Origin of the sequence: Pantoea anthophila (genome assembly GCF_006494375.1) — a bacterium.
GTDB classification, from domain to species: domain Bacteria; phylum Pseudomonadota; class Gammaproteobacteria; order Enterobacterales; family Enterobacteriaceae; genus Pantoea; species Pantoea anthophila.
In genome coordinates this window covers 13704-39317 of the sequence record NZ_VHIZ01000008.1, presented here as the reverse complement: position 1 = coordinate 39317, position 25614 = coordinate 13704, and the positions used below count along the sequence as shown (strand labels likewise).

The 25614-nt window shown below is 57.6% G+C and carries 22 protein-coding genes; 13 read left to right on the top strand and 9 right to left on the bottom strand.

Features of this window, described 5'->3' with window-relative positions:
- Positions 1–80 precede the first annotated feature (80 nt).
- A complete protein-coding gene (locus FJW00_RS00590) occupies positions 81–977 on the top strand; it encodes a LysR family transcriptional regulator (protein ID WP_140922762.1) in 897 nt (298 codons plus the stop codon).
- 73 nt (positions 978–1050) lie between these two features.
- Entirely contained in the window at positions 1051–1488 is a 438-nt protein-coding gene (gene yjdN, locus FJW00_RS00585) for a VOC family metalloprotein YjdN (protein ID WP_009092553.1), read from the top strand.
- Positions 1489–1570: 82 nt separating this feature from the next.
- Here the strand turns inward: yjdN and FJW00_RS00580 are convergent, their stop codons facing one another.
- The 3 genes from FJW00_RS00580 to FJW00_RS00570 form a co-directional block, all read right to left on the bottom strand.
- Positions 1571–2437, bottom strand: a complete 867-nt coding sequence (locus FJW00_RS00580) for a nucleoside-specific channel-forming protein Tsx (protein ID WP_009092552.1) — start codon at positions 2435–2437, stop codon at positions 1571–1573.
- A gap of 276 nt (positions 2438–2713) precedes the next feature.
- The gene (locus FJW00_RS00575) at positions 2714–4069 is read right to left on the bottom strand and encodes a sensor histidine kinase (protein ID WP_009092550.1); all 1356 of its coding nucleotides are present in this window, start codon (positions 4067–4069) and stop codon (positions 2714–2716) included.
- Positions 4066–4725, bottom strand: a complete 660-nt coding sequence (locus FJW00_RS00570; RefSeq protein WP_009092548.1) for a response regulator — start codon at positions 4723–4725, stop codon at positions 4066–4068. Before FJW00_RS00570 ends, FJW00_RS00575 begins: the two co-directional genes overlap by 4 nt.
- Before the next feature lie 582 nt (positions 4726–5307).
- Here FJW00_RS00570 and FJW00_RS00565 point away from each other — a divergent pair.
- From FJW00_RS00565 to FJW00_RS00550, 4 genes are all read left to right on the top strand, one after another.
- On the top strand, positions 5308–5649 hold the full coding sequence (locus FJW00_RS00565; protein WP_140922760.1) for a hypothetical protein: 342 nt from the start codon (positions 5308–5310) through the stop codon (positions 5647–5649).
- Positions 5650–6181: 532 nt separating this feature from the next.
- Positions 6182–6550, top strand: a complete 369-nt coding sequence (locus FJW00_RS00560; RefSeq protein WP_009092546.1) for a helix-turn-helix domain-containing protein — start codon at positions 6182–6184, stop codon at positions 6548–6550.
- Positions 6551–6717: 167 nt separating this feature from the next.
- On the top strand, positions 6718–7614 hold the full coding sequence (locus FJW00_RS00555; RefSeq protein ID WP_046101042.1) for a LysR family transcriptional regulator: 897 nt from the start codon (positions 6718–6720) through the stop codon (positions 7612–7614).
- 110 nt (positions 7615–7724) lie between these two features.
- The gene (locus FJW00_RS00550) at positions 7725–8930 is read left to right on the top strand and encodes an MFS transporter (protein WP_140922758.1); all 1206 of its coding nucleotides are present in this window, start codon (positions 7725–7727) and stop codon (positions 8928–8930) included.
- Between the two features lie 55 nt (positions 8931–8985).
- Here the strand turns inward: FJW00_RS00550 and FJW00_RS00545 are convergent, their stop codons facing one another.
- A complete protein-coding gene (locus FJW00_RS00545; RefSeq protein WP_009092543.1) occupies positions 8986–11376 on the bottom strand; it encodes a glucose/quinate/shikimate family membrane-bound PQQ-dependent dehydrogenase in 2391 nt (796 codons plus the stop codon).
- Between the two features lie 276 nt (positions 11377–11652).
- Positions 11653–12252, bottom strand: a complete 600-nt coding sequence (locus FJW00_RS00540; RefSeq protein WP_033736438.1) for a hypothetical protein — start codon at positions 12250–12252, stop codon at positions 11653–11655.
- 399 nt (positions 12253–12651) lie between these two features.
- On the opposite strand from FJW00_RS00540, the gene FJW00_RS00535 reads away from it, so the two are divergent.
- Positions 12652–13893: an MFS transporter gene (locus FJW00_RS00535; RefSeq protein WP_140922756.1), complete on the top strand. Its 1242-nt coding sequence runs from the start codon at positions 12652–12654 to the stop codon at positions 13891–13893.
- Between the two features lie 291 nt (positions 13894–14184).
- Here the strand turns inward: FJW00_RS00535 and FJW00_RS00530 are convergent, their stop codons facing one another.
- Positions 14185–15342 carry a Gfo/Idh/MocA family protein gene (locus FJW00_RS00530; RefSeq protein WP_058957018.1) on the bottom strand — a complete coding sequence of 386 codons (1158 nt, stop codon included), beginning with the start codon at positions 15340–15342 and terminating at the stop codon, positions 14185–14187.
- Between the two features lie 271 nt (positions 15343–15613).
- On the opposite strand from FJW00_RS00530, the gene FJW00_RS00525 reads away from it, so the two are divergent.
- Both FJW00_RS00525 and FJW00_RS00520 read left to right on the top strand, forming a co-directional pair.
- On the top strand, positions 15614–16507 hold the full coding sequence (locus FJW00_RS00525; protein ID WP_140922754.1) for a glucosamine kinase nucleotide-binding domain-containing protein: 894 nt from the start codon (positions 15614–15616) through the stop codon (positions 16505–16507).
- Positions 16508–16537: 30 nt separating this feature from the next.
- Positions 16538–17653, top strand: a complete 1116-nt coding sequence (locus FJW00_RS00520; protein WP_009092538.1) for an ROK family transcriptional regulator — start codon at positions 16538–16540, stop codon at positions 17651–17653.
- Positions 17654–17709: 56 nt separating this feature from the next.
- Here FJW00_RS00520 and FJW00_RS00515 read toward each other — a convergent pair whose 3' ends face one another.
- Complete coding sequence (locus tag FJW00_RS00515; protein ID WP_046101047.1) at positions 17710–18801, bottom strand: ABC transporter ATP-binding protein; 1092 nt, start codon at positions 18799–18801, stop codon at positions 17710–17712.
- Between the two features lie 12 nt (positions 18802–18813).
- Positions 18814–19413 carry a GNAT family N-acetyltransferase gene (locus FJW00_RS00510; RefSeq protein ID WP_046101048.1) on the bottom strand — a complete coding sequence of 200 codons (600 nt, stop codon included), beginning with the start codon at positions 19411–19413 and terminating at the stop codon, positions 18814–18816.
- Between the two features lie 550 nt (positions 19414–19963).
- On the opposite strand from FJW00_RS00510, the gene FJW00_RS00505 reads away from it, so the two are divergent.
- The 4 genes from FJW00_RS00505 (at position 19964) to FJW00_RS00490 (ending at position 24475) form a co-directional block, all read left to right on the top strand.
- Positions 19964–21295 carry an ABC transporter substrate-binding protein gene (locus FJW00_RS00505; protein ID WP_140922752.1) on the top strand — a complete coding sequence of 444 codons (1332 nt, stop codon included), beginning with the start codon at positions 19964–19966 and terminating at the stop codon, positions 21293–21295.
- A gap of 57 nt (positions 21296–21352) precedes the next feature.
- Positions 21353–22225, top strand: coding sequence for a carbohydrate ABC transporter permease (locus FJW00_RS00500; RefSeq protein WP_009092534.1), 873 nt, complete (start codon positions 21353–21355; stop codon positions 22223–22225).
- The gene (locus FJW00_RS00495) at positions 22225–23040 is read left to right on the top strand and encodes a carbohydrate ABC transporter permease (protein WP_140922750.1); all 816 of its coding nucleotides are present in this window, start codon (positions 22225–22227) and stop codon (positions 23038–23040) included. The genes FJW00_RS00500 and FJW00_RS00495 overlap by 1 nt, the downstream gene beginning before the upstream one ends.
- Before the next feature lie 103 nt (positions 23041–23143).
- Positions 23144–24475 carry a glycoside hydrolase family 28 protein gene (locus FJW00_RS00490; RefSeq protein WP_140922748.1) on the top strand — a complete coding sequence of 444 codons (1332 nt, stop codon included), beginning with the start codon at positions 23144–23146 and terminating at the stop codon, positions 24473–24475.
- A gap of 53 nt (positions 24476–24528) precedes the next feature.
- Here the strand turns inward: FJW00_RS00490 and FJW00_RS00485 are convergent, their stop codons facing one another.
- The gene (locus FJW00_RS00485; RefSeq protein ID WP_009092530.1) at positions 24529–25599 is read right to left on the bottom strand and encodes a tartrate dehydrogenase; all 1071 of its coding nucleotides are present in this window, start codon (positions 25597–25599) and stop codon (positions 24529–24531) included.
- Positions 25600–25614: the final 15 nt, after the last annotated feature.

Genomic DNA, 25614 nt, shown 5'->3' with positions numbered 1-25614 from the left:
CTTCGAATCTACACAATGGAATTGCCGGGCATAAGATGCGAATATCTTGTGACTGATAAACAACGGTTATCACAAAAGTTATGTCCGCTAATCTCAAACTTCATCAACTGCGTGCGTTTGTTGACGTGGCGCGGCAGGGCAGTATCCGTGCGGCAAGCCGTGTTTCGGGGCTGTCGCAACCGGCGCTGACCAAAGCGATTCAGGAACTGGAGCGTGAGCTGGGGGCAAAGCTGTTTATCCGCCGCCAGCAGGGCGTGGTGTTAACCGATATCGGTGATAACTTTTTCCGTCATGCCAGCCTGGTGCTGGCGGAGCTGCGGGTCGCCGAAGAGGATATCCAGCAGCGGCTGGGGCGGGGCGGGGGGCAGGTGAATATCGGCATCGGCAGCAGCGTGGCGCGTACCGTTATGCCGCAGGTGATCAACCAGTTTCATCGGGAATATCCGCTGGTCAAGGTGCGCATCGTCGAAGACCAGCTGGTGTCGATGGTGCATGAGCTGCGTCAGGGAACGCTCGATTTCACCATCAATACTTATGACCAGAGTCATCTCGATCAGGAGCTGATGTATGAGCGGGTGATGGAGCGGGAATATAAGGTGGTGGTTCGCAAAGGCCATCCGCTGGAAAAAGCCCGTTCACTGGCGGCGTTGCAGCAGGCGGACTGGACCATGCCGACGCCGAAAGGCAGCTATTACCGCCTGTTGCACGACCTCTTTGGCGAGCGCGGCATGGCACCCAAAATCGTGGTGACCTGTGAGACCTTTATGGCCTGTACCAGCCTGGTGGCGCAAAGCGATTTCATCAGCATTCTGTCAGCCGATGTGATTGACGATCCGGTTCTGGGACGGTCGCTGGTCGCGCTGACGCTTGACGAACCCCTGCCGAAAGCGATTTTTTATCTGATTCAGCGTAAGGAGACCGCGCTGACGCCCATGAGCAGCTATATGGCGCAGCTGTTTCGCCGTTATTGCCAGTAAAATCAGCGAGTAAAGTCGATCGTCTACACTCTTAGGGTACTGTAAAAATCCAACCGACAATATAGAGGTGAAGATGCAAGTCAGTCCTTATCTGTTTCTCTATGGCCGTTGCGAAGAGGCTATCGACTTTTACCTGCAGGCGACCGGGGGCGAGTTGCTCGCGAAAATGAAGTTTGGTGATATGCCGGATCAGGGAGAGCAGGTTGGCGATCAGTCCGCAGCGCCGCAGCCACCCGAGAAGATCATGCATGCGCAACTGCGTATTGGCGACGGCGAGCTGATGCTCAGCGACGGTAACACCGATCAGCCACCGGCGTCGGAACATGCCGGTTATGCGGTCAGCCTTTCCACCACCGATGTTGAAGAGGGCAAAGCGTGGTTTGAAAAACTGTCGGCAGGCGGCAAGGTGACAACGGAGTGGCAGGAGACTTTCTGGTCGAACGGCTTCGCCATGTTTATCGATAAGTTCAACATTCCGTGGCGCATTAATGTGGAGAAGTCGCAGGATTAAGCGGCTGACGGACGTCACAGGACGTGACGCCATACCAGCAGAAACACAAGGCGGCGACGCGATAAAGCGCCGCCGCTTCACATCAGAAGTTGTAACCCGCCACCAGGTAGTAACCCCAGCCGGTCGATTTGACTTCAAACGGACCGTTGCCGAAGTTCAGCTCCTGACCATCTGCCCACTGGCCGCCGTTGTGGAAATAACGCGCCACCGCAGAGATGTGCCAGTGATCGTAGCCCAGTGACAGAATGTGGCTGGAGGCGATGGAGTTGCTGGTGCGTGATGCGCCACCTTTATCGCGCAGATCGGAACCCCAGTCGAAGTTAGTGAAGCCGACATAGCCCAGATTACCGCCCCACAGCGTCGTGATCGGGACGAAGTATTTCACCTTGAAGCGATAGCCATCCCAGCTGTTCTCGTTCGCCGCACCGTAGTTTTCCCACTGATATTTGGCATAGACGTTCAGCGACAGGCCGACATCGCTGTGCGTATCGATATCGGTGCCGAGACCCATATACCAGGTGTTCTGGCGGTTATCGCTGTTGCGGCCCATATCGTAGATGTAGTTGTTAGCAAAATACCACTCTTTGAACGGACCAAATGCCAGGCTGGTGCCGGTCAGCTTGTCGATCGAGAAGCGCGGCTCAATTTCCATGAACATCGGGGAACCGTGGTCGAATACGCCGTTGGCGTTGCTGTTGCCGACGCCGAAGAAATTAGGCACGTCGAGATAGCCGTAAAAGTCGAACCACTCTTTTTTCGCAAACGCTTCATATTCCAGATAGACGTCGTTATTGAACTGCGGTCCGAAACGGGTGTGGTAGCTGCCTACCACGTTAACGCTCTGATGCCACCAGTCAGAGAGATACTGCGGATCGCTTTCTGCGGCCTGCGCAGCACCACTCAGTGAACATGCCAGCACGGCACCTGCTATCAACGTTTTATATTTCATTATCATCAGCCACATGCTTTTGACCGCCGCACAGCAGACGCAGTCAGAGAGAAATCGGTCCCTGGAGGGAATGAGGATGTCAGCAAAAAACAGCCGGTTGTTCAGCCCGCGTAGCGTGCCTGTAACAGATCGATAGAAAATAGATTTTGCTCACGTTTGTCAAAAAGTGTTGCATTACAATTCAGCTAAAATGTGATGCACTTCACAATTAAGGCCATGATCGAACGGAACCAGGCAACCGTTTACGTTGTCTGGTTCGTGATCAAAAAGGCGGGATCAGGGAAAAGTGACGCGAACCTGCAAACCACAGATGGCACCCTGTGGGGTCAGACAGTTGGAAAGGGCGACGTGAATCTGATGTTTCTGAGCGACGTTACGCACGATGGATAATCCCAGCCCGCTGCCCTGGGCTTTCACGTCAGGCGAGCGGGTAAAACGATCAAATGCGCGCTCGATAAAGGATTCCGGCATGCCTGGCCCGTTATCGACAATATCGACCACCGTTTTGCCCGCGACCCGATGCAGCAGCACATCGACCAGACTCCCTTCCGGCGTGTGCAACATGGCGTTACCAATCAGGTTGTCAAACAGGCTGCGCAGCTCAGAACGACTGGCCTGCAGACGATACTGGGCAGAGCCGTTAAAGCCGATATCGATGCCGCGCTTATCTGCCACCACCATCAGCTGCTCAATGCTCTCCTTCAGCAGATCTTCCAGGTCAATATGCTCGACGCTGGCAACCACGCTCTGGTCATCCTGGCGCGACACATTGAGTAGCTGTGTAACCAGATGACGGGTGCGCGTGACGCCCGCTTCCAGCTGGCTGAACTGCCGGCTCGCTTCGCCCGGCTGGATATGCTGACGCAGATTCTCCAGCTGTAAGGTCACCGCCGTTACCGGGGTGCGCAGCTCATGGGCGGCGTCCTCCAGGAACTGACGCTGAGAGGACCAGGCCTCGCGCAGTTTACTCAGCAACGAATTGTAGGCAGCCACCAGCGGCAGGATCTCGTCCGGCAGCCCCTCCGGCGAGACGTTGTGCGGATGATGGGTCTCCTGCGCCGCGATCTGACGCGAAGCCACCTGCAGATCGCGGGTGATCTTGCGTACCACCAGCCAGATCACCAGCAGCGACAGCGGCATCATCAGGATCATCGGGATAATCGCCGCCAGCGCCCGCTTGACCATCGTGGACTTCATGTAGCTGAGGTTGTGCATGACCTGAATGGTTTTGATCGCGCTGCCGGGCAAACCGGGCCGGGTGTAGATCCGCCATTCACAGTCGCGGCACTGGCCGACATGCACGTCGCGGTAACCCCGCTGGTTCTGTAACGGGGCCGCCAGCTCCGGCCAGGAGCTGGCACGCAGCTGTCCGCGATCGTCCCACAGCTGAACCACAAACGCGCTTTTCGCTTTATCCGGCGCAATCAGCATCGGCATCAGGGCGGGCATCTGCTTATTGGTGGACCAGGCGTCCGCGATTTTTGCCAGCTGATCGTCCTTCATGGTGCCGACCATATCGCCGTAGCAGCTGAAGAAATACCAGGTGACACCGCCAATCATCAGCAGATGAATAATCAGCAGCGTAGAGAGCAGTTTATTACGCAGCGAGCGCATAAAGGTGAAGGGTTTCATATGGCCGGAACCCGCCAGCCCAGGCCACGCACGTTGCGGATCACATCGTTATCCAGCTTGCGGCGCATGCCGTGAATCAGGACATCCACCGCATTGCTGCTGACTTCATCGCCCCAGCCATAGATGCGGTTTTCCAGCTGCTCGCGCGACAGAATGGCACCGGGCCGCTCCAGCAGGGCGTAGAGCAGGGCATACTCGCGCGCGGTCAGCTGCTCGCGCTGACCCTTGTAGAGCACTTCGCGGGTCATCATATCCAGCTGAACATCCCCGCTGCCCAGCACCGAATCTGCCGCGCCGTGGCGGCGTCGGGTAATGGCGCGCATCCGGGCCATCACTTCCTGGAGGTCGAACGGTTTAAGCAGGTAGTCGTCAGCGCCGCTGTCGAGCCCCTGAATGCGCTGCGCCACCGTGTCGCGGGCAGTCAGAATCAGCACGGGCGTGGAGTCGCCGCGCCCGCGCGCCCGGCGCAGCACCTGTAACCCGTCATCGCGGGGTAAGCCGAGATCGAGCAGCACGCAGCTGTAGCCGCCTTCGCTCCAGGCATTGTGGGCAAAGACGCCATCGCGCACCCAGTCCACCGACCAGCCCGCGCCCTCCAGTGCCTGCTGCAGGTTTGCGCCGATCATTTCATCATCTTCAACCAGTAACACGCGCATGGCTGATCTCCTCTGCAAAGATGGGAGAGAGTTTACTCATCAATTGTTAGGCCAGAATTATCCGCCTTCACACTTCCCGCTGTCGCCGCGCTGGCTGCATCTGCAGTGCTTCATCAGAACTCTATCCGCATTTTTCATAGTAAACGAGAGTAAAACCACTGGCCTGAGGACGAAAATTTTGACGCTTTTATCATTAGGTCAATACTACCCTTTTCAGACGTGAATAATGCTATTTAACTGTTGTATGACTAATTCAGAATAGAAATGATTTTTATCAGATACGGGCTCTATGTTAGTAAGGTTATTCCTGAGTAGATAGATGTTAAAATTATGCAATAGAAATTAACTCTGAAAATTAATTGTGCCTTATGTCACATAAAGAGATAAATATTAATATTTTATCAGGATGATCTGGGAAGAAATAACAAGAAATGACATCTTTTTTCACCCATCTCTTTGATAAGGAAATTTATTTTATAAATTTTAATAAGGGTAATAACTCTTTGCACATGGAATATTTAATTGATATAAATTTCTGGCAACAGGGTTTGCCATTAATAAAAAACAGAAGGAGTTTGTTAAATGAAGATCTTAGAAAATAGTCATTTGCTTTTGGTTACTGGTGCAAGCGGTGCATACGACCCTGCCTATGCTGGGGCATCAGCTTATGCCAGTCAGCATGGTAATAAGTCCAGTCAATCCGGTAATCTGTTTGGTCCAAGTAATGGCGTAATTCAGGTTGTGGCTGCACATCCTGAAATGGTGGGCTGTCTCAATGGCATCCTCGGTGGGATGATTAGTGGTTCAGTAGGTGGTCCGGGCTCAGCTGTGGCAAGTGCGATTGGTGGTGGTATTGGTTCGTGTTTTAATAATTCTGGAAACTACAATGCTGGTAACAGTATTGGTGGTCAATGCACCTGGTGAAATTAGTCTTCATGATAAATGATGGCTGAGGGTTTTATGCAAAAAATAGTACGCTATCTATCTATATTGGTTAGCATATTAGTGGGCGCAATGTTTTTGAGTGGCGCAGGCGTTTCGTATGAAGGCTGGTATGCTATGCCAGAAAATGCATCAAAAATGGTCGTTACAATCGCTACACTGACTACGTTTGTTAAACTGACTATTTTTTTGTGCTCAAGGTTTTTCAGTGCATCTGGCAGCTGTAAAAAAACTTAAGTGTAGAGATTAGATGTGCAGGGGCTTCGGCTCCTGTTTTGATATAAAAAATTAATAAAACAGGAATGTAATAAAAGCTGCTGACTAAATGAGTTTTAAATGCCTCTCTTTTCTAACAGTAATCTCACGACAGATTTTTACTCAAAGCCCCCGCTGGCCACACCCTCTCACCTCCATTTCACCCCTTGCTAATTCTGCGCTAATTTTCTGCTAATTAAGGGATAAATTTTAGCGGGTAGAGTGGTTCCACTGCACATCAGCTTGAACAGGAGGAACCATGAATCAGCGCGAGTTTATTCGGAGTCTGCTGGACTGGATAGAGAACAACTTAGGACACGATCTGCATCTGGATGAGGTGGCGCGCCGCTCAGGCTATTCGCGCTGGCATCTGCAACGCCTGTTTCGCCAGCACACCGGCTTTTCCCTGGCAGAATATATCCGTCAGCGTCGCCTGACGGAGTCGGCGCTCACGCTACTGAGCAGCAACGAAGCGATTCTGCAGGTGGCGATGAACTACGGCTTTGATACCCAGCAGGCCTACACCCGGACCTTCAAAAATTACTTTATGGTGACGCCGGGCCAGTTGCGCCGCCAGCGTCGCGTCGAGCCGGATCGACTGCTGTTCCCGCTGGCGATGGCCAGCTGATGCCTGACAAGGCCTTTCCGTCACGGCAGGCAGACGGAAAGGTCACTCCGCGCTTTGCGCTCGTTTCGCCTGTTATCGCCCTGTTTTTTTTACCTCCTCCCCACAGTCATCCCGCCTGAACATGCTAGTTTGTTGCCTGCATCCCCTTACTGTCGGAGTCGGGAAACATGGAAAATGGCGCGAATTTAACCGCCATGCTGGTATTCGCACGGGTGGTGGAGTTACAGAGTTTCAGCGAGGCCGCCCGCGCACTGGGCTGGTCCAAATCGCATGTCAGCCGGGAGATCGCCCGGCTGGAACTCAGGCTCGGTATCCGGCTGCTGCAGCGCACCACCCGGCGGCTGGCGCTGACCGAGCTGGGGCAGGCGTACTACCCCTATTGTGTCCGTATGCTGGCGGAAGCGCAGCGCGCCGAGGCGTTCGTTCAGCAGTTGCATCAGCAGGCCGCCGGTCATGTCAGGCTGCAGGCGCCCGTCACGTTCGGCTGTCAGTGCGTAGTGCCTGTCGTTAATCGCTTTCTGCGCCGCCATCTGCATATCAACGTTGATCTCGATCTCACCGATCGCAGCCAGGATCGGCTGGACGATCAGGATGATCTGGCGATTGTGATCCGATCCCGGGCACCGCGTCAGGGCAACTTCCGGCTGCTGAGTGATATCGACTGGGGGCTCTATGCCGCGCCTGCTTATCTGGCACAGCGTCCGGCCATCACTCACCCCGGGATGCTGCCGCGTCACGACCTTCTGCTGTTTCATGGCCCGGCCCACACCGCTGCGCTGCCGTTCCGCCGCGATAAGCAGCGGCTGGCGCTGGATGTACGCAGTCGCTTTCGCGCCAATAACAGCATGGCGCTGCTGAATGCGGCCCTGGCCGGCAGCGGTATCGCCTATCTGCCCGCCTACATGGCGCAGGAGGCCGTCGGGCGGGGTGATATTCAGCAGCTGTTGCCGGAGTGGCAGATGGACCGTCTGCAAAGCTATCTGCTGCTGCACGACACCCCGGAAACGGCGTCGCCCGTCACGCTGCTGAGCGATGCGCTGGTTGCGGCGCTGAGCACAGGCTGATTGTTGCCTGCTGACAACAATCATCGCCACAGAGTAACTATCGCGGCGTGACTGTTGTTAACCCGCCGCCCTGGTTAGCCTGTATCCCTGATCAATCAAGGGATATGGCTATGCAACACTCACCCGAAACGGCAGTGTTTCACCACTGGAAACGTAATTTAGCGGTCTGCGTCGTCGGATCTTTTACCACTATCGTGGCGATGACGCTGCTGCTGCCTTTTCTGCCGCTCTATGTTCAGCAGCTTGGCGTTGAGCAGCCCGCCGCCATTGCGCGCTGGTCCGGCCTGGCCTATGGGGCGACCTTTTTCAGTGCCGCGCTGACGGCACCGCTGTGGGGTCGGCTGGCTGATCGTTACGGTCGCAAGCTGATGCTGATTCGGGCCAGCCTCGGCATGGCGATTGCGATGTCGCTGATTGGCATGGCGACGGCGCCCTGGCAGCTGGTGGCGCTGCGTCTGCTGGCGGGGCTGCTGGGCGGCTACGCGTCGGGGTCGACCATTCTGGTGGCGGCGCAGACGCCCAAAGCGCAGACAGGCTGGGCGCTGGGCGTCCTCTCCTCCGGCATTATGGCCGGCAACGTGGTCGGGCCGCTGCTGGGTGGCCTGCTGCCGCCGCTGATTGGCATCCGGCAGACCTTCTGGCTGACCGGCGCGGTAATTTTTTTCGCCTTCCTCGCCACCACCTTTTTACTCAGAGAGCAGCCGCGTGCCAGCGTCACCGCCCGCGATCGTCCTTCACCGATGCTGGCAGAGCCGCCGGTCAATCACCGCCTGGTGCGGCTGATGTGGCTTTCCGGCATGTTGCTGATTTTTGCCAGCATGTCGATTGAACCGATTATTACGCTCTACGTCGGCGAGTTTGTTCAGGGTGAACATCAGATCACCCTGATGGCCGGAATCGTGATGTCCGCCGCCGCGCTGGGCACGGTGCTGGCGGCACCGCGGCTCGGTCGCCTGGCCGATCGCGTCGGACACTGGCGGGTTCTGACAGGGGGATTACTGCTGAGCGGCGTGCTGCTGATCCCGCAGGCGTTTATCACGGCGGCCTGGCAGCTGGTGCTGCTGCGCTTTCTGATGGGGATGGCGCTGGGCGGCCTGATGCCATGCATCACGGCGATTATCCGTCATAACGTACCAGGCTCGCAGGTCGGACGGATGCTCGGTTATTCCACTTCGGCACAATATGTGGGTCAGGTCAGCGGTCCGCTGTTCGGTGGAGTGGTCGGCGGGACGTTCGGGATGCGGCCGGTATTTCTGGCGACCTGCGCGGTGATGCTCTTCTGCGCATGGCTCAACTGGCGCGAAATGAAAAAGTAACGCGATCAAAAAAGGCGGACCGGAGTCCGCCTTTTGTTACTGACCGAAGCAGGAATTACTTCTGGTCTGGCAGTGCGTAGGCAATCACATAGTCGCCCAGCTTGGTACCAAACGAACCGTGACCGCCTGCTGCGATGACAACGTACTGCTTGCCATTCACTTCATAGGTCATCGGGGTCGCCTGGCCGCCTGCTGGCAGACGTGCCTGCCACAGCAGCTCGCCGGTGTCGGTGCTGAAAGCGCGCAGGTAGTTATCGGCGGTCGCACCAATGAAGAATACCTTACCTGCGGTGGTGATTGGACCACCCAGCATCGGCATACCCATTTTGAACGGCAGCGGAACCGGTGAGCTGTCACGAACGGTACCGATACGCTGTTTCCACACGACGTCGTTGGTCTTCAGATCCACCGCGGAGATGTAACCCCAGGCTGGCTGTTTGCATGGCAGACCAAACGGAGAGAGGAACGGATTCAGTTCGACGCCAAACGGCACGCCATACTGCGGCTGAATACCGGTTTCAGTCCCTGAACCACCCTCTGCACCTTTCGGCGGCTCAATCGGGTTACCCGGACCTCGCGGAACCAGTTTCGAGACAAACGGCAGCGCCATCGGGTTAGCAATCGCAATCTGACGATGTGGATCGACCGCGATACCGCCCCATTCGAACATACCCAGGTTGCCCGGGAACACCAGCGTACCCTGCTCAGATGGCGGCGTGAACGGACCTTCATAGCGCAGACGCTTGAAGATAACGCGGCACACCAGCTGGTCAAACATCGTCGCGCCCCACATATCCTTGTCCGTGAGGTTCTGTTTCGGACGGAAGGTCAGCTCAGAGTAAGGCTGCGTGGCGGCAACGTGGTCGCCTTTTGCGGCACCCTGTGGCACTGGCGTTTCTGGCGCCGGAACCACTGGCTTGCCGGTGCGGCGATCCAGAACGAAGATGTTACCGGTTTTAGCCGGTGCGTAGATCACCGGGACGGTGTTGCCATCTTTATCGGTGATGTCAGCCAGGGTCGGCTGCGACGGCAGATCCATATCCCACAGGTCGTGATGCACCGTCTGATAAGACCAGACCAGCTTACCGGTGGTGGCGTTCAGCGCCAGCACGCTGCTCGCGTAACGCTCCTGCTCTGGTGTGCGGTTACCGCCCCAGATGTCCGGTGTGCTCACGCCCATTGGCAGGTAAACGGTATCCAGTTTCGGATCGTAAACCGCCGGTGCCCATGAGTTCGGTGAATTCAGGGTAAAGGTGTGTTCATCAGCCGGGATGGCATTCGGATCTTTAGCACCCGGATCAAAGACCCACAGCAGTTTACCGGTATTTACATCAAAGCCACGAATCACGCCGGAAGGCTCGCGGGTTGAGTAGTTATCGGTAACTGCACCCGCCATGATGATGGTGGTGTTGGTAATGATCGGCGGTGAGGTCGGCTCATACTGACCCGGCGTGGTGACAGGCTGCTTGTGCTGCAGATCCAGCTCGCCGTTAACGCCAAATGTCGGGCAGCGTTCGCCGGTTTCGGCGTCCAGTGCAAACAGACGACCATCATTAACCGGTAAATAGATACGACGTGAGCAGAGCGCAGGCTGGCTGTTTGCTGCATCAGCGGCTGCCGGCACTTCGTGGTAGGAGACGCCGCGGCAGGTCACGTGCTGGAAGGTCGGATTCACCTTCATGGCCGGATCAAACTTCCACTTCTGTTTACCTGTAGCCGCATCCAGCGCAAACAGGATCTGGTGTGGCGAACAGAGGTAAAGGGTGTCGCGGATTTTAATCGGGGTCACTTCGTCGGTGATTTCGCCCGGATCGTTAGGGGTTTTCATGTCGCCGGTCTGGAACTGCCAGGCAACCTGTAACTCTTTTACGTTCTCGTGGTTAATCTGCTTCAGCGGCGAGAAACGGGTTCCCTGCTGATCGCGCGCATAAGCGGGCCAGTCAGCATCCGGGATGTTGCTCAGCGGTGCAGCCTGCTGCGCATTGTCAGCGGTTTCCGGCACAGAACCGTTAATGACCTGCGGATCGTTGAATACCGCGTAGGCCAGCACGGCCGCACTGGCAATCAGCGCCACAGCCATGGTACCCAGTGCTGCTTTGCTACCGGCGTTAACGCTGCGATAGACAAACGGCAGGATCAGCCAGACACCAAAAATCACCAGCACATCGGTGCGTGGCGCCAGCGCCCAGAAGTCCGTCCCGACTTCCCACACGCCCCAGATCAGGGTGCCGATCAGCAGCAGCGCATAGAGAACCAGCGCGGTGCTTTTACGGCGGGAAAGCAGATAAGCGGTGATGAGCATAACCACACCGCCGAAAACGTAATACCAGGAACCACCAATAGCGGCTAACCAGCCACCGCCAATCAGCATAAACGCGCCCGTCAGTACTGCGAACAGTATCGTCAGGAAACGAATTACGCTAAACGATGAGGAGTTTTTCCCCATGATATCGACCTCGTTTTGTTGCCATAAAACATACGAAAACAACCAGATAGGCTGTTTCCAGTTATCAAGTACAAATGATTAAGGGTGTTCTTGAGAATCTCTTCCGCTAAGACAGACGCTCCCTTTGTGTTAAATGTTATAGCAAAATTAGATCAAGGTTTGATTTTTTTAGCTCAAAGCGCTTAACAAATGAAGTAATGCGACATTTTATGGGGGATTAATGGACGTTAAGCGCACCGCCGTGTGCCCTTAACGCCGGAGGGCAGGATTTGTGGTTCAGCAGCTAATCAGGTCGCCGTCCGAGCGTTGCTGTTGCCAGCCGCTAATATTTATCTCAGCAAACTGTTCAGCGCTTAAAGGCGGCGTATGACTTCGCACGATCACCTCGGCCCCTTTCTCACGGAATGTCGCCATGAAAAAAGGAAAGGTAAACTTTTCATAATTGTCATTAAAGAACGCTTCGGTTAAAACAATCCCGGAAAAAGGAAAGGATTCCAGCAGTCGCCAGTCTGCACCGGGCGGAGCAAAATCATAAAGCCAGAAATCAAATTTCTCTGTTAATTCAAGCAGTGAGGCGTGGTGTGCGGCTAAACTGGTATAATTAATACCAATTCTGATTCGCCCATCCTGTAAATGAGAATAAGCATCCGGAACCGCAATCATTCCCTGCAGCCGAAAGTCTTCTACCGGAACAATCATTAATGCTGCTTCAGTAGCGATTTGGTTGTGTAATGAAATAATGTTGTTTGTATTAAGTATATTGCGGCTGTCCTGATTTTGCTGAAGATATGGCACGCTATAGCAAATGCCCGTGACATTACGCGTAACGTGATGGATAGGTTCAGTAACATAAGGGTTATATAAACTGTTTTTCATTATCTCTTTGGCGTGCAATAAAAAAGGATTTATTGATAATCAATCATATAAACGGTCGCATTTTCCAAACGCGTGAATAAATATAGATCATCTGCTTAATCCAAATCATCCTTTTATTGTCGCGGAGCGTAAATAAACGCTTCGGCACAGAAGCAATAATTCCTTTGGCGTCTGATGATGACGTGGAATATATTCAATAGTCGGGACCAATAGGCTGGTAATAATCAGGAGAGATTTTTCAGGCCCGGCATGGACAGGAAGGCGATTTATCGCCGGGAGCAGCAGAGGGGAAACCATCGCGATTATACTTCATCCGCTCTGTTATCTGACGTTCCTCATCGACCGCACAAATAACACCGCGCAACGACGCGGGACGGCTCATCAAATTTGGGATAAGACATGGGATTTATGGCATCGGCAGCGGAAGAGCCGCTGTGGCGACATCGGGCATTCGTCGCCTTCTGGCTGGCACGAACCTGTTCATCATTTGGTTTTCAGATGTTTTCGGTGGCCATCAGTTGGCAGATCTATGCGCTGACCGACAGCGCGATGGCGTTAGGGATGATCGGCTTAATGCAGTTTCTGCCGTCGGTGTTGCTGGCGCTGCCTGCAGGGCATCTGGCGGATCAGTATGACCGGCGGCGTATCGTGCTGTTCGGTCAGCTGGTGGAATTTGCTGCGCTGCTGGCATTAGTGGTGCTTACCTTATTCTCTACCGCCGATCGGGTTACGCTCTGGGGTCTGGTATTTATGATTGCGGTGGCGAAAGCGCTGGAGTGGCCTTCGATGTCCTCAATGCTGCCGTCGCTGGTGCCGCCCGCGATTCTGGCGCGGGCGATGGCGATGAACTCGGTGGGCGGCGAGGCGGCGGTTATCGTCGGACCGACGCTGGGCGGGCTGCTTTATGTCGCGGGACCGCATGTGGTGTATGGCGTGTCTGCACTGTTCTATCTGATTTCGCTGACGCTGGTGAGTCTGCTGCGCTATGAGCGCCCGTTGCAGCCGCGCCTGCCGATGAATATGAAGAATCTGTTTGCCGGGATTCACTTTATCCGCGCACGCAAAGATGTGCTGGGCGTGATTTCGCTCGATCTCTTTGCCGTCCTGCTGGGTGGCGCGACCGCGCTGCTGCCCATTTTTGCCAAAGATATTCTGCATACCGGGCCGTGGGGATTGGGGATGCTGCGGGGCGCGCCCTCTGTGGGGGCGCTGCTGGTCGGCATCTGGCTGAGCCGGCATAAGCTGGATAAGCATGTCGGGATGATTATGTTTGGTTCGGTGGCGGGCTTTGGTGTTGCCACGCTGGTGTTCGCGCTCTCGACGCAGCTGTGGCTGTCGCTGCTCGCGCTGTGTGCGCTGGGCGGTTTCGATATGGTCAGTATGGTGATTCGCGGTGCGCTGGTGCAGCTGGATACGCCGGATGCGATGCGCGGGCGGGTGAATGCGGTGAACGCCATTTTCATCAATACATCGAATCAGCTGGGTGAGTTTGAGTCGGGGATGCTGGCAGCATGGATGGGCGCAGCCCCGGCGGCGGCGATTGGCGGGATCGGTACGCTGGTGGTGGTGGCCCTGTGGATGAAGTTGTTTCCGCATCTGCGGCGGCGGCAGAAGCTGGAGAATGAGGGGGATGCGGTCTGACCCAGGGCAGCTGTATGCGCTTGTGATGTCAGGAAGGTTATCGCTGATAAATTGAGCGCAGGCTTCAGGGAGCATATGTCCTCCGCAAAGACGCAAAAACGCCCTCCCTGGCAGGCCGCAGAGAGAGAACAGATATTGGTACGGCTATTGAGTCAGCGCTGAGGCAGTTTTACTGAGCGAACGTAACACCTGAGAAGTAACTGGCCCGAAGGCCAGTTCAGCAGAGTACCAGTCAGAGTGCCAGTAACAAGCCGGGGACGGCGGGGGAGGCCGCCCCTGAGGCTGGGGCCGTCAGGCCCCGGATTTTCCCAGGTTGGCGTCAAATGTCAGCCAGCTTTCACGCATGTCCACTACGCTGCGGGTTTTGCGTGCCTCATCGATTTTGATGGCGGTGAGGCCCGCTTCCAGCGCGTCCACCACTGAGACTTTCAGCGGTGTTCCCTGTTTAATATGTTTGACGATCTCTTCAGCCATCAGCGCATCCGCGCCGTAATGGCCATCATAAGCGTTGCCGCTGTAGGCGGTATCGACCTCTTTCTCACCGCTGCGGGCGTTGTGCACCCGGAAGTAGTTACGCACAAAGTCGCCTTCCGCCATGCCGTCAGTGCCCATGACGCAGAAACGGCGGAACTCATCCGGCACGTTCAGGTTGGCGTGGAAGGCGAGGGTGGCTCCCCCCTCATACTCAATCAGCGCGGTCTGGTAGTCGACAATGTCGGCATCGCTGTCGAAGACCGCATCTGTGCTGGACCAGCCGCTGGGTTTGACGTGATAGAGCTCCGACTCAGGGGTGATCGCCCCCTGCGGGGCATGAGCCGGGGTAAAGGATTTCCGGCCACCAAAGCTGGCGACGTGAGTCGGACGCCGCTGCAGCAGGCCCTGATAGAGATCGATGTCGTGGCAGCACTTCTCCAGAATATAGGGACCGGCATACTTCTCCAGCCGTCGCCAGTCGCGCTGGAAGAAGGCACCGTGATAAGGCTTGATGTGTTCGGTTGCCTCAATCGAGGTGATTTCGCCCAGCTGGCCCGCATCGCGCGCAGCCAGCAGATCGTGATAAAGCGGTGAATAGCGCAGCACCAGCCCGACCAGAATGCGCGCCTCGCCATACTGACGCACCAGCTTTGCCATCGCCATGGTCTGCTCTTCATTAATTACCACCGGCTTTTCGGTAAAGACGGTATAGCCTGCCGCCAGCGCCTGACCCACATGCTCCAGATGCAGAAAGTTGGGTGAACCCACCAGCACCACATCCATTCCGCCGTGAGCCAGCAGTGCGTCCACAGACGAAAAAGCCTGGCCGGGCGCAATACCAAAGCTGTGCAGATTCGGCAATCCGGCGGGGGCCGGATCGTAATAGCCCACGACGGAAAAGCTGTCGTCAGCCTTGCTGAACTCTTTCATGACGTGGGACAGACGAAAGCCGAGACCGATAATGCCTACTTTCATGGTAAACCCCTGCTCCTGAGATCGGATGATGCAAAGCCCGCCAGCGGTCGGGCGCGGCTGCTGATAATCTGACCACCAACTTATTACGGCAGAAAAAGTAATGTCAACATCGCGCTGCACGTTTTGCGGGGTGGGTTTTTGTTATATTTATGTAAGTTAAGGAAAAATAGTCAGGATGTTTTTACCATATTTATTTGTTATTGCGATTTAAGTTTTTTTATCCTATCGTTCGCTCATTATGGCTATAACCCTTAATCAGGGAAGGAAGCGCGTGCAACCACACTATCTTCTTGGCATCGATGGCGGCGGAACGCAGTGTCGCGCGCGCTTAACCGATCGGCAGGGCCGCCTGCTGGCAGAAAGCATCGGGGGACCCGCCAACGTCTGGTCAGATTATGATGCGGCCCTGACCTGCGTCGGGCAGCTGACTGAACAGGTATTTATCCAGGCGGGACTCACCGCAGAGGCGCTGGCGCAGACCGCGCTGGTGGCGGGACTGGCGGGCGCTAACGTCGCCTCAGTGCAGGCGCGCCTCGCCAGCTGGCAGCCCGCCTGCGCGGCGTTGCAGGTGGTCAGCGATGTGGAGATCGCCTGCGCGGGCGCGCACGGTGGCGAGCCTGGGGCGGTCTTTATCATCGGCACCGGCAGTCAGGGCGCCGCCTGGGATGGCGAACGCTTTACGCTGCTTGGCGGCTGGGGCTTTGCCCTCTCCGATCAGGGATCGGGGGCGGAGCTGGGCCGTCGCGCGCTGCGTCTGGCGCTGCTGGCGCATGAGTCGATCATTCCGCACGGCTCCCTGACCCGCCAGCTGATGGCGCAGTTCAGCGACAGCCCGGAAACCATGCTGCTCTGGACGCGCACGGCGGTGCCTGCTGACTGGGCCCGCGTGGTGCCACAGATTTTTGCAGCCGCCGACGCGGGTGACAGCCACGCTCGGGAGCTGCTGCAACAGACCGCCGCCGATATCGGCCTGATGGTGCGACGCCTGATCGCCCTGAGCAGCGGGCCGGTGGCGCTGATGGGCGGCGTGGCCGCACCGATTCAGCGCTGGCTGGATGAAGATATTCAGGTCCGGCTGGTGATGCCGCAGGGCGATGCCCTGAGCGGGGCGCTGACCCTGGCGCAGCAGCTGACGCCTGCCGATTACCGATCTCAAGCGGGCTGAGCTGCCTCAGCCCGATAACCCGAGGAATCTATGACCGCTCCCAACGTAACCGCGCGCATTCTGCGGTTGATTGTCGAAAATGCGCCAATCAGCCAGTCAGATCTGAAAGTTCGCAGCGGACTGAGCATGTCGACCGTCTCACAGGCAACCAACCGCCTGCTGACGCAGGAGATTGTGCAGGAGCTGGGGCTGCGTCGCGTGTCGATGGGACGGCCAAAAACCCTGCTGGGGCTCAACCCCGACCGCGCCAGCGTGATTGGGATTCAGCTCAATGCGGAACGCAACCTGATCGTCATGACCGATCTCAGCGGCAACCTGCTGGGCGAACAGCAGATGCCGAAAGGCACGCTGACGCCGCGCCAGCTTGGCGATGCGCTGGCGAAGTTTCTGCGCGGCGTGGAGGAGAAGCGGGTGGGGGCCATTGGCCTGGCGCTGTCGGGGCTGGTCGATGCTGAAAACGGCTACTGCATCCGCTCCAAGGTGCTGGGCTGGGATAACGTTCCGATTGCGCGCCTGCTTGAAGAGCGCTTCTCGCTGCCGGTCTTCATTGAAAACGACGCCAACGCCATGGCCATGGCCGCGCTGGTGTTTGGTCAGCTCGGCAATGCGCAGTCGGCGGTGATCGCCACCTACGGCAAAGGGATCGGCGCGGGGATCATCCTTAATCGTCAGCTCTATCGCGGTCGTCACGGCAAGGCGGGCGAGATTGGTAACGGGCTGGTGGGCGACGGTTCGCTGCGCCTGCTGGAAGATGTCGCCTCCTCGCGCGCCATTCTGCAGCGCGTGGCGGAGCAGGATGCGGAGGGCGTGACGCTGCAGGCGCTGGATCAGCGGCCCACGCCAGAAGTGCTGGCGGCGCTGGAAGAGGCGGGACGTGAACTGGGCATTTCGCTGGCGAACCTGTCGGTGGCCTACGATCCGGATGTGGTCTATCTGGCGATGGAGCCGCACATGGCGTCACGCATTCTGCTCGATCACATCACCCAGAGTTTTCAGGCCTACCGGCTGAAACTGACGCCACAGATGACACCGCTGCAGTTTCTGACGGAATCGAACCGGATGTGGGCGCTGGGCGCGGCGGGATTTGCCGTTAACCGCTTGCTCGATCTGCTGGCAGCCCAGGCTGACGAAGAGCCGGTCACCTGAGTTAACACTCGAATAAAAACGGGCGCTAAGCGCCCGTTTTTGTTTCCGTGCTTCTCCTAGCGCAGGCGCAGACCCTGCTCATCAAACAGCAGGCAGTGCGCGGCAGAGATGCCCAGTTCCACCTGCGCACCGAGATCGCGCGGAGTGGCCTCGCGCTCTTCCACCACCAGCATCTGTTCACGTCCGATATCCAGGTAGAGATAGTTGGTGTGACCCAGCATCTCGCCATAGGCCAGCTCGCCGTGAAAACGCAGGGCGTCCGGCGTCTGCGCGGCAGGCTGGAAATGCTCGGGACGGATGCCCAGTGTGACGGTCTGGCCCTCGCGGCAGGCAGCCGCAAGGGGCATGACCAGCCCCTCAATCTTCAGCTCCGGCACCCGCAGCTGCACTTCACCTTCGCCCGTCGCGCTGATTTCGGCGCGCAGAAAGTTCATCTTCGGCGATCCGATAAACCCGGCGACAAACAGATTATCCGGGTCGTGATAGAGCGTCAGCGGTGCGCCGACCTGCTCAATCCGGCCCTGACGCAGCACCACGATGCGGTCAGCCAGGGTCATCGCTTCCAGCTGATCGTGGGTGACATAAATCATGGTGTTACCGAGTGAGGCGTGCAGGCGGGCGATCTCGATCCGCATCTGCAGACGCAGTTCGGCATCCAGGTTGGAGAGCGGTTCATCGAACAGGAAAATACGCGGATGGCGAATGATGGCGCGGCCAATCGCCACGCGCTGCCGCTGTCCGCCAGAAAGCGCACGCGGCAGGCGGTCGAGCAGTTCCGTCAGGTGCAGCCGTGCTGCCGTCTGCGCAATAGCCTGATTGATCTCCGCTTTAGACTTTTTCATGACCTCCAGCGGATAGGCCAGATTGCCGCGCACCGTCATGTTGGGGTAGAGCGCATAGGACTGAAACACCATCGCGATGCCGCGCTCGGTGGCGGGCTGCTGCGTCATATCCTGCCCCTCAATCAGCAGCTGACCGCTGCTGATCTCCTCCAGCCCGGCAATCATCCGTAACAGCGTCGATTTGCCGCAGCCGGAAGGGCCGACAAACACCACAAATTCGCCGCTGTTGATCGTCAGATCGATGCCATGAATGACATTGACGTGCTCATACGACTTCTTCACATTCTGCAAGCGCAGGCTGGTCATCGGCTACCTCACTCAGAGTAACTGGCCCATGTAGATGGCATTACTGCGCAGGATAGGGGTGAACCCCATACGCGTATAGAAGGCGCACACCTGCTCGTTCTGCAGGCTGACGCCAAGATGGACACCGCTGACCCCGGCGGCCCGCAGCGCCGCCAGCTCATGCTCAATCATCCGGCGACCCCAGCCCCCTTTCTGGGCGGCAGGCAGCAGGTTGATATGCAGATGCGCGGGCCAGCGGGTCACCAGCGTCTCCGCGGCCTGGTCGGGCTGGCGGATGGCGTCGAGCACTTTACTATCGAGCGGGGCGCTGGCGCTGCGGTCGCGATATTTCTCCTGCAGCTGCGGCCACCATTCGGCGTCGAGCTGGGCCTCAAACGCGCGGGTGTCAGGCACGGCCACAACGTAACCCTGCACCTCACCGTCACGCTCCAGCACAAAGGCGAAGTCAGGCGCAAACCGCGCGTAGGGCACGGCAAAGCGCTGGCCGGGATAGTCGGGATCGGAGTAGAGCGCGCGGGCATCGCCACCGGCATCCGCTGTTTCCAGGCAGATACGGTAGAGCGCCGGGAAGTCCGCCGGCGTGGCCGGACGAATGACACCTTGATTCGCCATGGTGAAGTCTCATGAGTGAGTGAAACGGTCAGGGAGTAAACAGATCCACAGGATAAAGTTACGTTAATGAAAGTGGACTTAGTTTTCAAGATAGAATAATTCCCTTATCGCACTAACGCTGACGGTTAAGCAATCTTTCACGGCGTCATGATGCACAACTGTGATCGCCAGCACGCCCGCAGGGCGGCGGCTGGCGGCAGATTCAGCGCCGGTAAAAAGAGAAAAGTGTGAGCGTGATAGGATTTTCGTATGGTTTATCAGGGTGTTATTTTGTCATTATAGCCAGGCGATCTCCTGCTGTGAAAAGCGCGCGGGGCACGCTGCCGCCGCGGTTAACAGGCGTCAGACCAGCGTGATGTGCTGATATTCACGCCGGATTGCTGTTTATTTGCGCGCGCTCACAGCGTTGCAATTCCCGCGGCAGGTTGTTTGACTTTATTTTTTTATTAAAGTAAGTATGAATCAGTGCGTTTGTGTGCGGCTTCAGCCTGCAGGATGGCAGGCGGTGAGATGCAGGGATGCCGATTCTGGTCTGAAGAAGGTGAGCATAATGTCTGTTTCCTCCGTTCGTTCGTTCCGAATTCGCAATGTGGGTCGGCTGCTGGCAGCGGGCCTGCTGGCAGGCAGCGTCTCGCAGGCCGCCCACGCCGCCGTGACCCTCAATGAGTGGGATATCTACAACTATCCGCAGCAGACGGCCGCGGTGGATGAGGGGATCAAGGAGTTCTCTCAGCAGAATCCCGGCATTGTTATCAACCGCTCGGTGCACTCCTTTGAAGATACCCGCATCCCGCTTAAGCTGGCGCTGACCGCCGGTGACGGCCCGCAGATTGCGCAGGTCAACCAGGGCGGCGGGGATATGGGCTCGCTGGTTAAAGATAAGCTGCTGCTGCCGCTCGACAGCTACGCAGCCAGTTATGGCTGGACGACCCGTTTTCCGGACTCGATTCTGAAACGTAACCGCTGGTCAGACAGCGGTGAATTTGGCAGCGGCAAACTCTACGGCATTGCCAGCCTGGGGGAGATGGTCGGACTCTATTACAACAAAGCGCTGCTGGATAAAGCGGGCATTCCGGTGCCGAAAACGCTGGCAGAGCTGGAAAGCGCCATGGCGAAACTCAAATCGCAGGGCACCGCGCCGATGATGCTGGGGCTGCTGGATGGCAACATGGGCCAGCAGCTGCTCAGCACCCTGTGGCAGGCCCAGATCGAGAGCCGTGACCGCAAGACGCTGGATAACCTGATTTACGATGTGGGCGGCACCTTCAGGGACAGCAAGCTGGTCAACGCCGCCACCATGATGAAGAGCTGGACCGATAAAGGCTACTTCTTCCCCGGCTTCCAGGGCATTGGCCATGACGATGCCGCCACCCTGTTCCAGAACGGCCAGGCGGCGTTTCTGGTCAGTGGCACCTGGTACCTCGGCCAGTTCAAAGACAACAAAGATATTCACTTCGCGGCGATGCCTGCCGGTGAAGGTGTGAAGCAGCCGCTGATGGTGGGGGGCACCGATCTGGCGTTCTCCATCACCAGCACCGCCAAAGGCAAAGATCAGCAGGAGGGGGCGGCGAAGTTCATCAACTATATGGTCTCTGATGCCATGGCGAACCGCTGGCTGAAGGTCGGTTTCCTGCCCGCCAGCACCAACAAAACGGCCACCATACCAGCAGACAATCCGCTGCTGGCCGAGGCGTATCAGGTCTGGCTGACGCTCAATGAGTATGACGGTTTAGGTCATTACGTAGACTGGGCGACCCCGACCATGAATGCCGAGCTGAATCAGAATGTCCAGCTGCTGCTGGCGGGCCGTCAGACCGCCGATCAGATGGTGGTCAACTTTGATAACAACTATCAGCGTTACCTGAAAACCCTGAAACACTAAGCCGGAGGCCCGGCGAAGCGCCGGGCCTGAGCACTGTTCTGAGTCACGAGTAGGGTTATGTTGAATTTAAGCGGCTGGCGTAATTTTCTCTATGTGCTGCCTGCGGTGCTGGTCTATGCGGTATTTCTGCTCTTTCCGCTGCTGGCCTCGCTGGGCATCAGTTTTACCGAATGGGACGGCACCTCACTGCCGGTGTTCAGCGGCATCAGTAACTATATGCGGATGTTCAGCGATCCCGTCTTCTGGATTGCGCTGGGCAATAACGCCATCCTGATGCTGTTCTATACCCTGTTGCCTATCGGCGTTGGCCTGCTGCTGTGCAGTTTTCTCTATGAGACGCGCAACAACAAGGAACGCAGCGTGCTGCGCATTCTCTTTTTCCTGCCCTACATCATGCCGATGGCCGTGCTGGGGGTCGTGTGGCGATGGCTCTATAACCCGGCGTTTGGCCCGATCGATCAGATACTGCGCGCCGTCGGCCTGCCGCAGCTGGCCCTGTCGTGGCTGGGCGATTTTACCTGGGCGCTGCCCGCGGTCGGTCTGGTCGCCACCTGGTACTTCTTCGGCTTCTGTCTGGTGCTGTTTATGGCGGGCCTGCAGCGCATGGACCCCTCCCTGCTGGAGGCGGCCGACCTGGATGGGTCGTCGCGCCGTCAGAAGTTTATGCGCATCACGCTGCCGGGTCTGCGACCCGAGCTGCGGATTGCCCTGCTGCTGACGGTGATCGCCAGCCTCAAAGCCTTCGACCTGGTCTATGTCATGACCCAGGGCGGGCCGGGCACCTCCACCATGGTCACCAACATCTTTATGTATAAGCAGGGCTTTGATCTGCACTACTTTGGCTATGCCTCGTCAGTGGCGGTGTTCAGTATGATCATTGTTCTGGGGATTAACTATCTGATCCATCTGGCCTTAAGGGAGCGTTACTGATGCGAAGCACGCCGGTCATTTCACGCGCGCTGATCTGGATCGTGGCGCTGATGACGATTCTGCCGTTTCTGATGGCGCTGATGACCTCATTCAAAACCCAGATGGAGCTGTTTCAGGGCGTCTTTACGCTGCCCGCCTCGCTTAATTTTAAAAATTACCTGACCGCGTGGCAGCAGGGACACTTCAGCGTCTACTTCCTTAACTCTGTGCTGGTGGTGATCCCGGTGGTGCTGTTCAGCGTGCTGCTGGGCATTCTGGCCGGATTTGGCTTTGCCTGGCTGAAGATCCCCGGCAAAAAGGTGATAGCCGCGATGCTGGCGCTGGGGATGGTGCTGCCGAGTGAGGCCTTTATCATTCCGCTCTATCACGAGCTGCGCTGGATGGGGCTGACCAACACCTATCTGGCGCTGATCCTGCCGCAGATTGCCCTGTCGCTGCCCTTTACCACGCTGATGATCGCCAGCGCCTTTCAGCAGGTGCCGAAAGAGCTGGTGGAGGCGGCGGTGATGGATGGCGCGTCGCGGTTCAAAATTCTGTGGGGCATTCTGGTGCCCGCTATCTGGCCAACCCTGTCAACGCTGGGGCTGCTGCTGTTTATCTGGACCTGGAATGAGTTCCTGATCCCGCTGATTCTGGTGAACAAAGATGAGCTGCGGACGCTGCCGATTGGCATGATGTTTTTCCAGAATAAAAATACCATCGACATTCCGGTGCTGATGGCGGGGGCGATGATTGTGATCATGCCGCTGATCCTGGTGTTCCTGATTTTCCAGCGCAAATTTATCAGCGGCGTGACGGAAGGGGCCGTGAAGTAATCTGTGACAGCCCGCACGAAACGGCGAACTGGCGACCAGACAAAGGTTTGCTGCGCCGTTTCGTGCTGCAATTTTTCCTCCTCAAACCTGCGGGAGACGCACCATGCACCTTTCCCTTGCTGATTTTCATCCTGCCGCCGACGGCGAAACCCCGGACACCGCGGTGCTGCAGCGCGCCCTTGACCAGATTGCGGCGGCGGGCGGCGGCCGTCTGACACTGCCTGCCGGACGCTATCGCAGCGGCTGCCTGAATCTGCCCTCAGACATTGAGCTGCATCTCGACGCGGGTGCGGTGCTGATCGCCAGCCAGCAGCTGGCTGACTATCAGGCGGTGCAGGCGCTGAGCTGCGCGGAGAAATCCCACAACGTGCTGCTCTATGCGCTGGGCCAGCGCAATATCACCCTCAGCGGCACCGGCCGCATTGATGGTGAGGGTGACGCCTGGTTTGCCGCTGAGCGGGATGCACAGGGCTATCGCCTGCCGCACGCTGACCGGCCACGCCTGATTGTGTTTGAAGATTGTGAGCAGGTGACGCTGACCGGCTTTACGCTGGTGCAGGCACCGATGTGGACGGTCCATCTGGTGAGCTGCCGCCATGTGCATATCGATCACCTCACCATCGACAACGCCATGACGATGCCCAACACCGATGCGCTGGATATCGACAGCTGCGAAGCGGTGTTTGTCAGCAACAGCTATTTCAGCGCCGCCGACGATGCCATCTGTATCAAAACCACCCATAAACCCGCCGCACTGCGGCGGCCGGCGCGGCAGATTATGATCACCAACTGCCTGCTGCGCAGCTACAGCTGCGCCCTGAAGATTGGCACCGAAACCTGGGACGATGTGGAAGATGTCACGGTAACCGGCTGCACTATTTTTGATTCGAACCGGGGGATTGGCATTCTGTCGCGCGACGGCGGCGCCATGCGGCGTCTGCTGTTCAGTAATCTGACGTTTGCCTGTCACCACGCGCCGCCCTGTCACTGGGGCAAAGCCGATCCGCTGCATATTTCGGTACGCCGCCGCGATCCCGCCATCACACCCGGCGTCGTGGAGCAGGTGCAGTTCAGTACCATAACCGGCGTGGCCGAGGGGGCGATTAACCTGCATGCGGCAGAACCGGGCTGGATACGCGATGTGGTTATCAGCCAGATCCAGATGCAGCAGGCGGTGGCGTCATTGCCCCAGGGGCACTACGACATACGGCCGCCCTGCAACCCGGACGCCCCGACCGGCATGGGCCTGGATAACGCCTACCGGGTTGACCCGGCATCCGGTGAAGCATTTGGGGTCGAACCCTATCCCGGCGGTCTGCCAGGGCTGTTTGCGCGCGGCGTAGAGAACCTGCACCTGCATAACCTGAACATCGTGCGGCCGGATCCCTTACCCGCAGGGTGGCATCCGGCGATGGTCGTCCGGCTACCGGAATAAGTGGCGCGGTGGTGAGAGGGCTGCCGCCGGGGGCGGGCGGCAGCGTGATTCACTTACAGTGCGGCGGCGATGGCCGCCCCCAGCTCTTCTGTACTGGCGCAGCCACCGAGGTCACGCGTCAGGTGCTCACCCGCCGCCAGCGTGCGTTCAATGGCGTCCAGAACCGCTTCGCCTGCTGCCTTGTAGCCGAGATGCTCCAGCATCATCGCACCGCACCAGATCTGGCCGATGGGATTGGCAATGCCTTTACCGGCGATGTCGGGCGCGGAGCCGTGAACCGGCTCAAACAGGCTGGGAAAGAGACCCTCCGGGTTGATGTTGGCGGAGGGGGCAATGCCGATGGTGCCGGTACAGGCCGGGCCAAGGTCAGAGAGGATATCGCCAAACAGGTTACTGGCGACGACCACATCGAACCAGTCCGGATGCAGCACGAAGTTGGCGGTGAGAATATCGATGTGATACTTATCGACGCGAACCTCCGGGAACTGGCCGGACATCGCGTCGACGCGGCTGTCCCAGTAAGGCATGGTGATGGCGATGCCGTTGGATTTGGTGGCCGAGGTCAGATGTTTCTTCGGCCGGCTCTGCGCCAGCTGATAGGCAAACTTCAGAATGCGATCGACGCCGGTGCGCGTCATCACCGTCTCCTGAATCACCACTTCCCGATCGGTGCCGGGGAACATGGTGCCCCCCACGCTGGAGTATTCGCCCTCGGTGTTTTCACGCACCACATAGAAGTCGATATCGCCCGGCTGGCGATTGGCCAGCGGCGCTTTGACGCCGGGCATCAGGCGCACCGGACGCAGGTTGACGTACTGGTCGAACTCGCGGCGGAACTGTAACAGCGACCCCCACAGGGAGACGTGGTCAGGCACCACCTCCGGCCAGCCGACGGCGCCAAAGTAGATGGCATCGAAGGTTTTCAGCTGCGGGAACCAGTCGTCAGGCAGCATTTTGCCGTGCTGCTGCCAGTACTCAGCGCTGGCGTAATCAAACCACTCCCAGCGCAGCGGAATGTTAAATTTTTCGGCGGCGGCATTCATCACGCGGACGCCTTCCGGCATCACTTCTTTACCGATACCGTCGCCGGGGATCACGGCAATACGATGGATTTTCTCAGTCACAGGGCACCTTTCCGG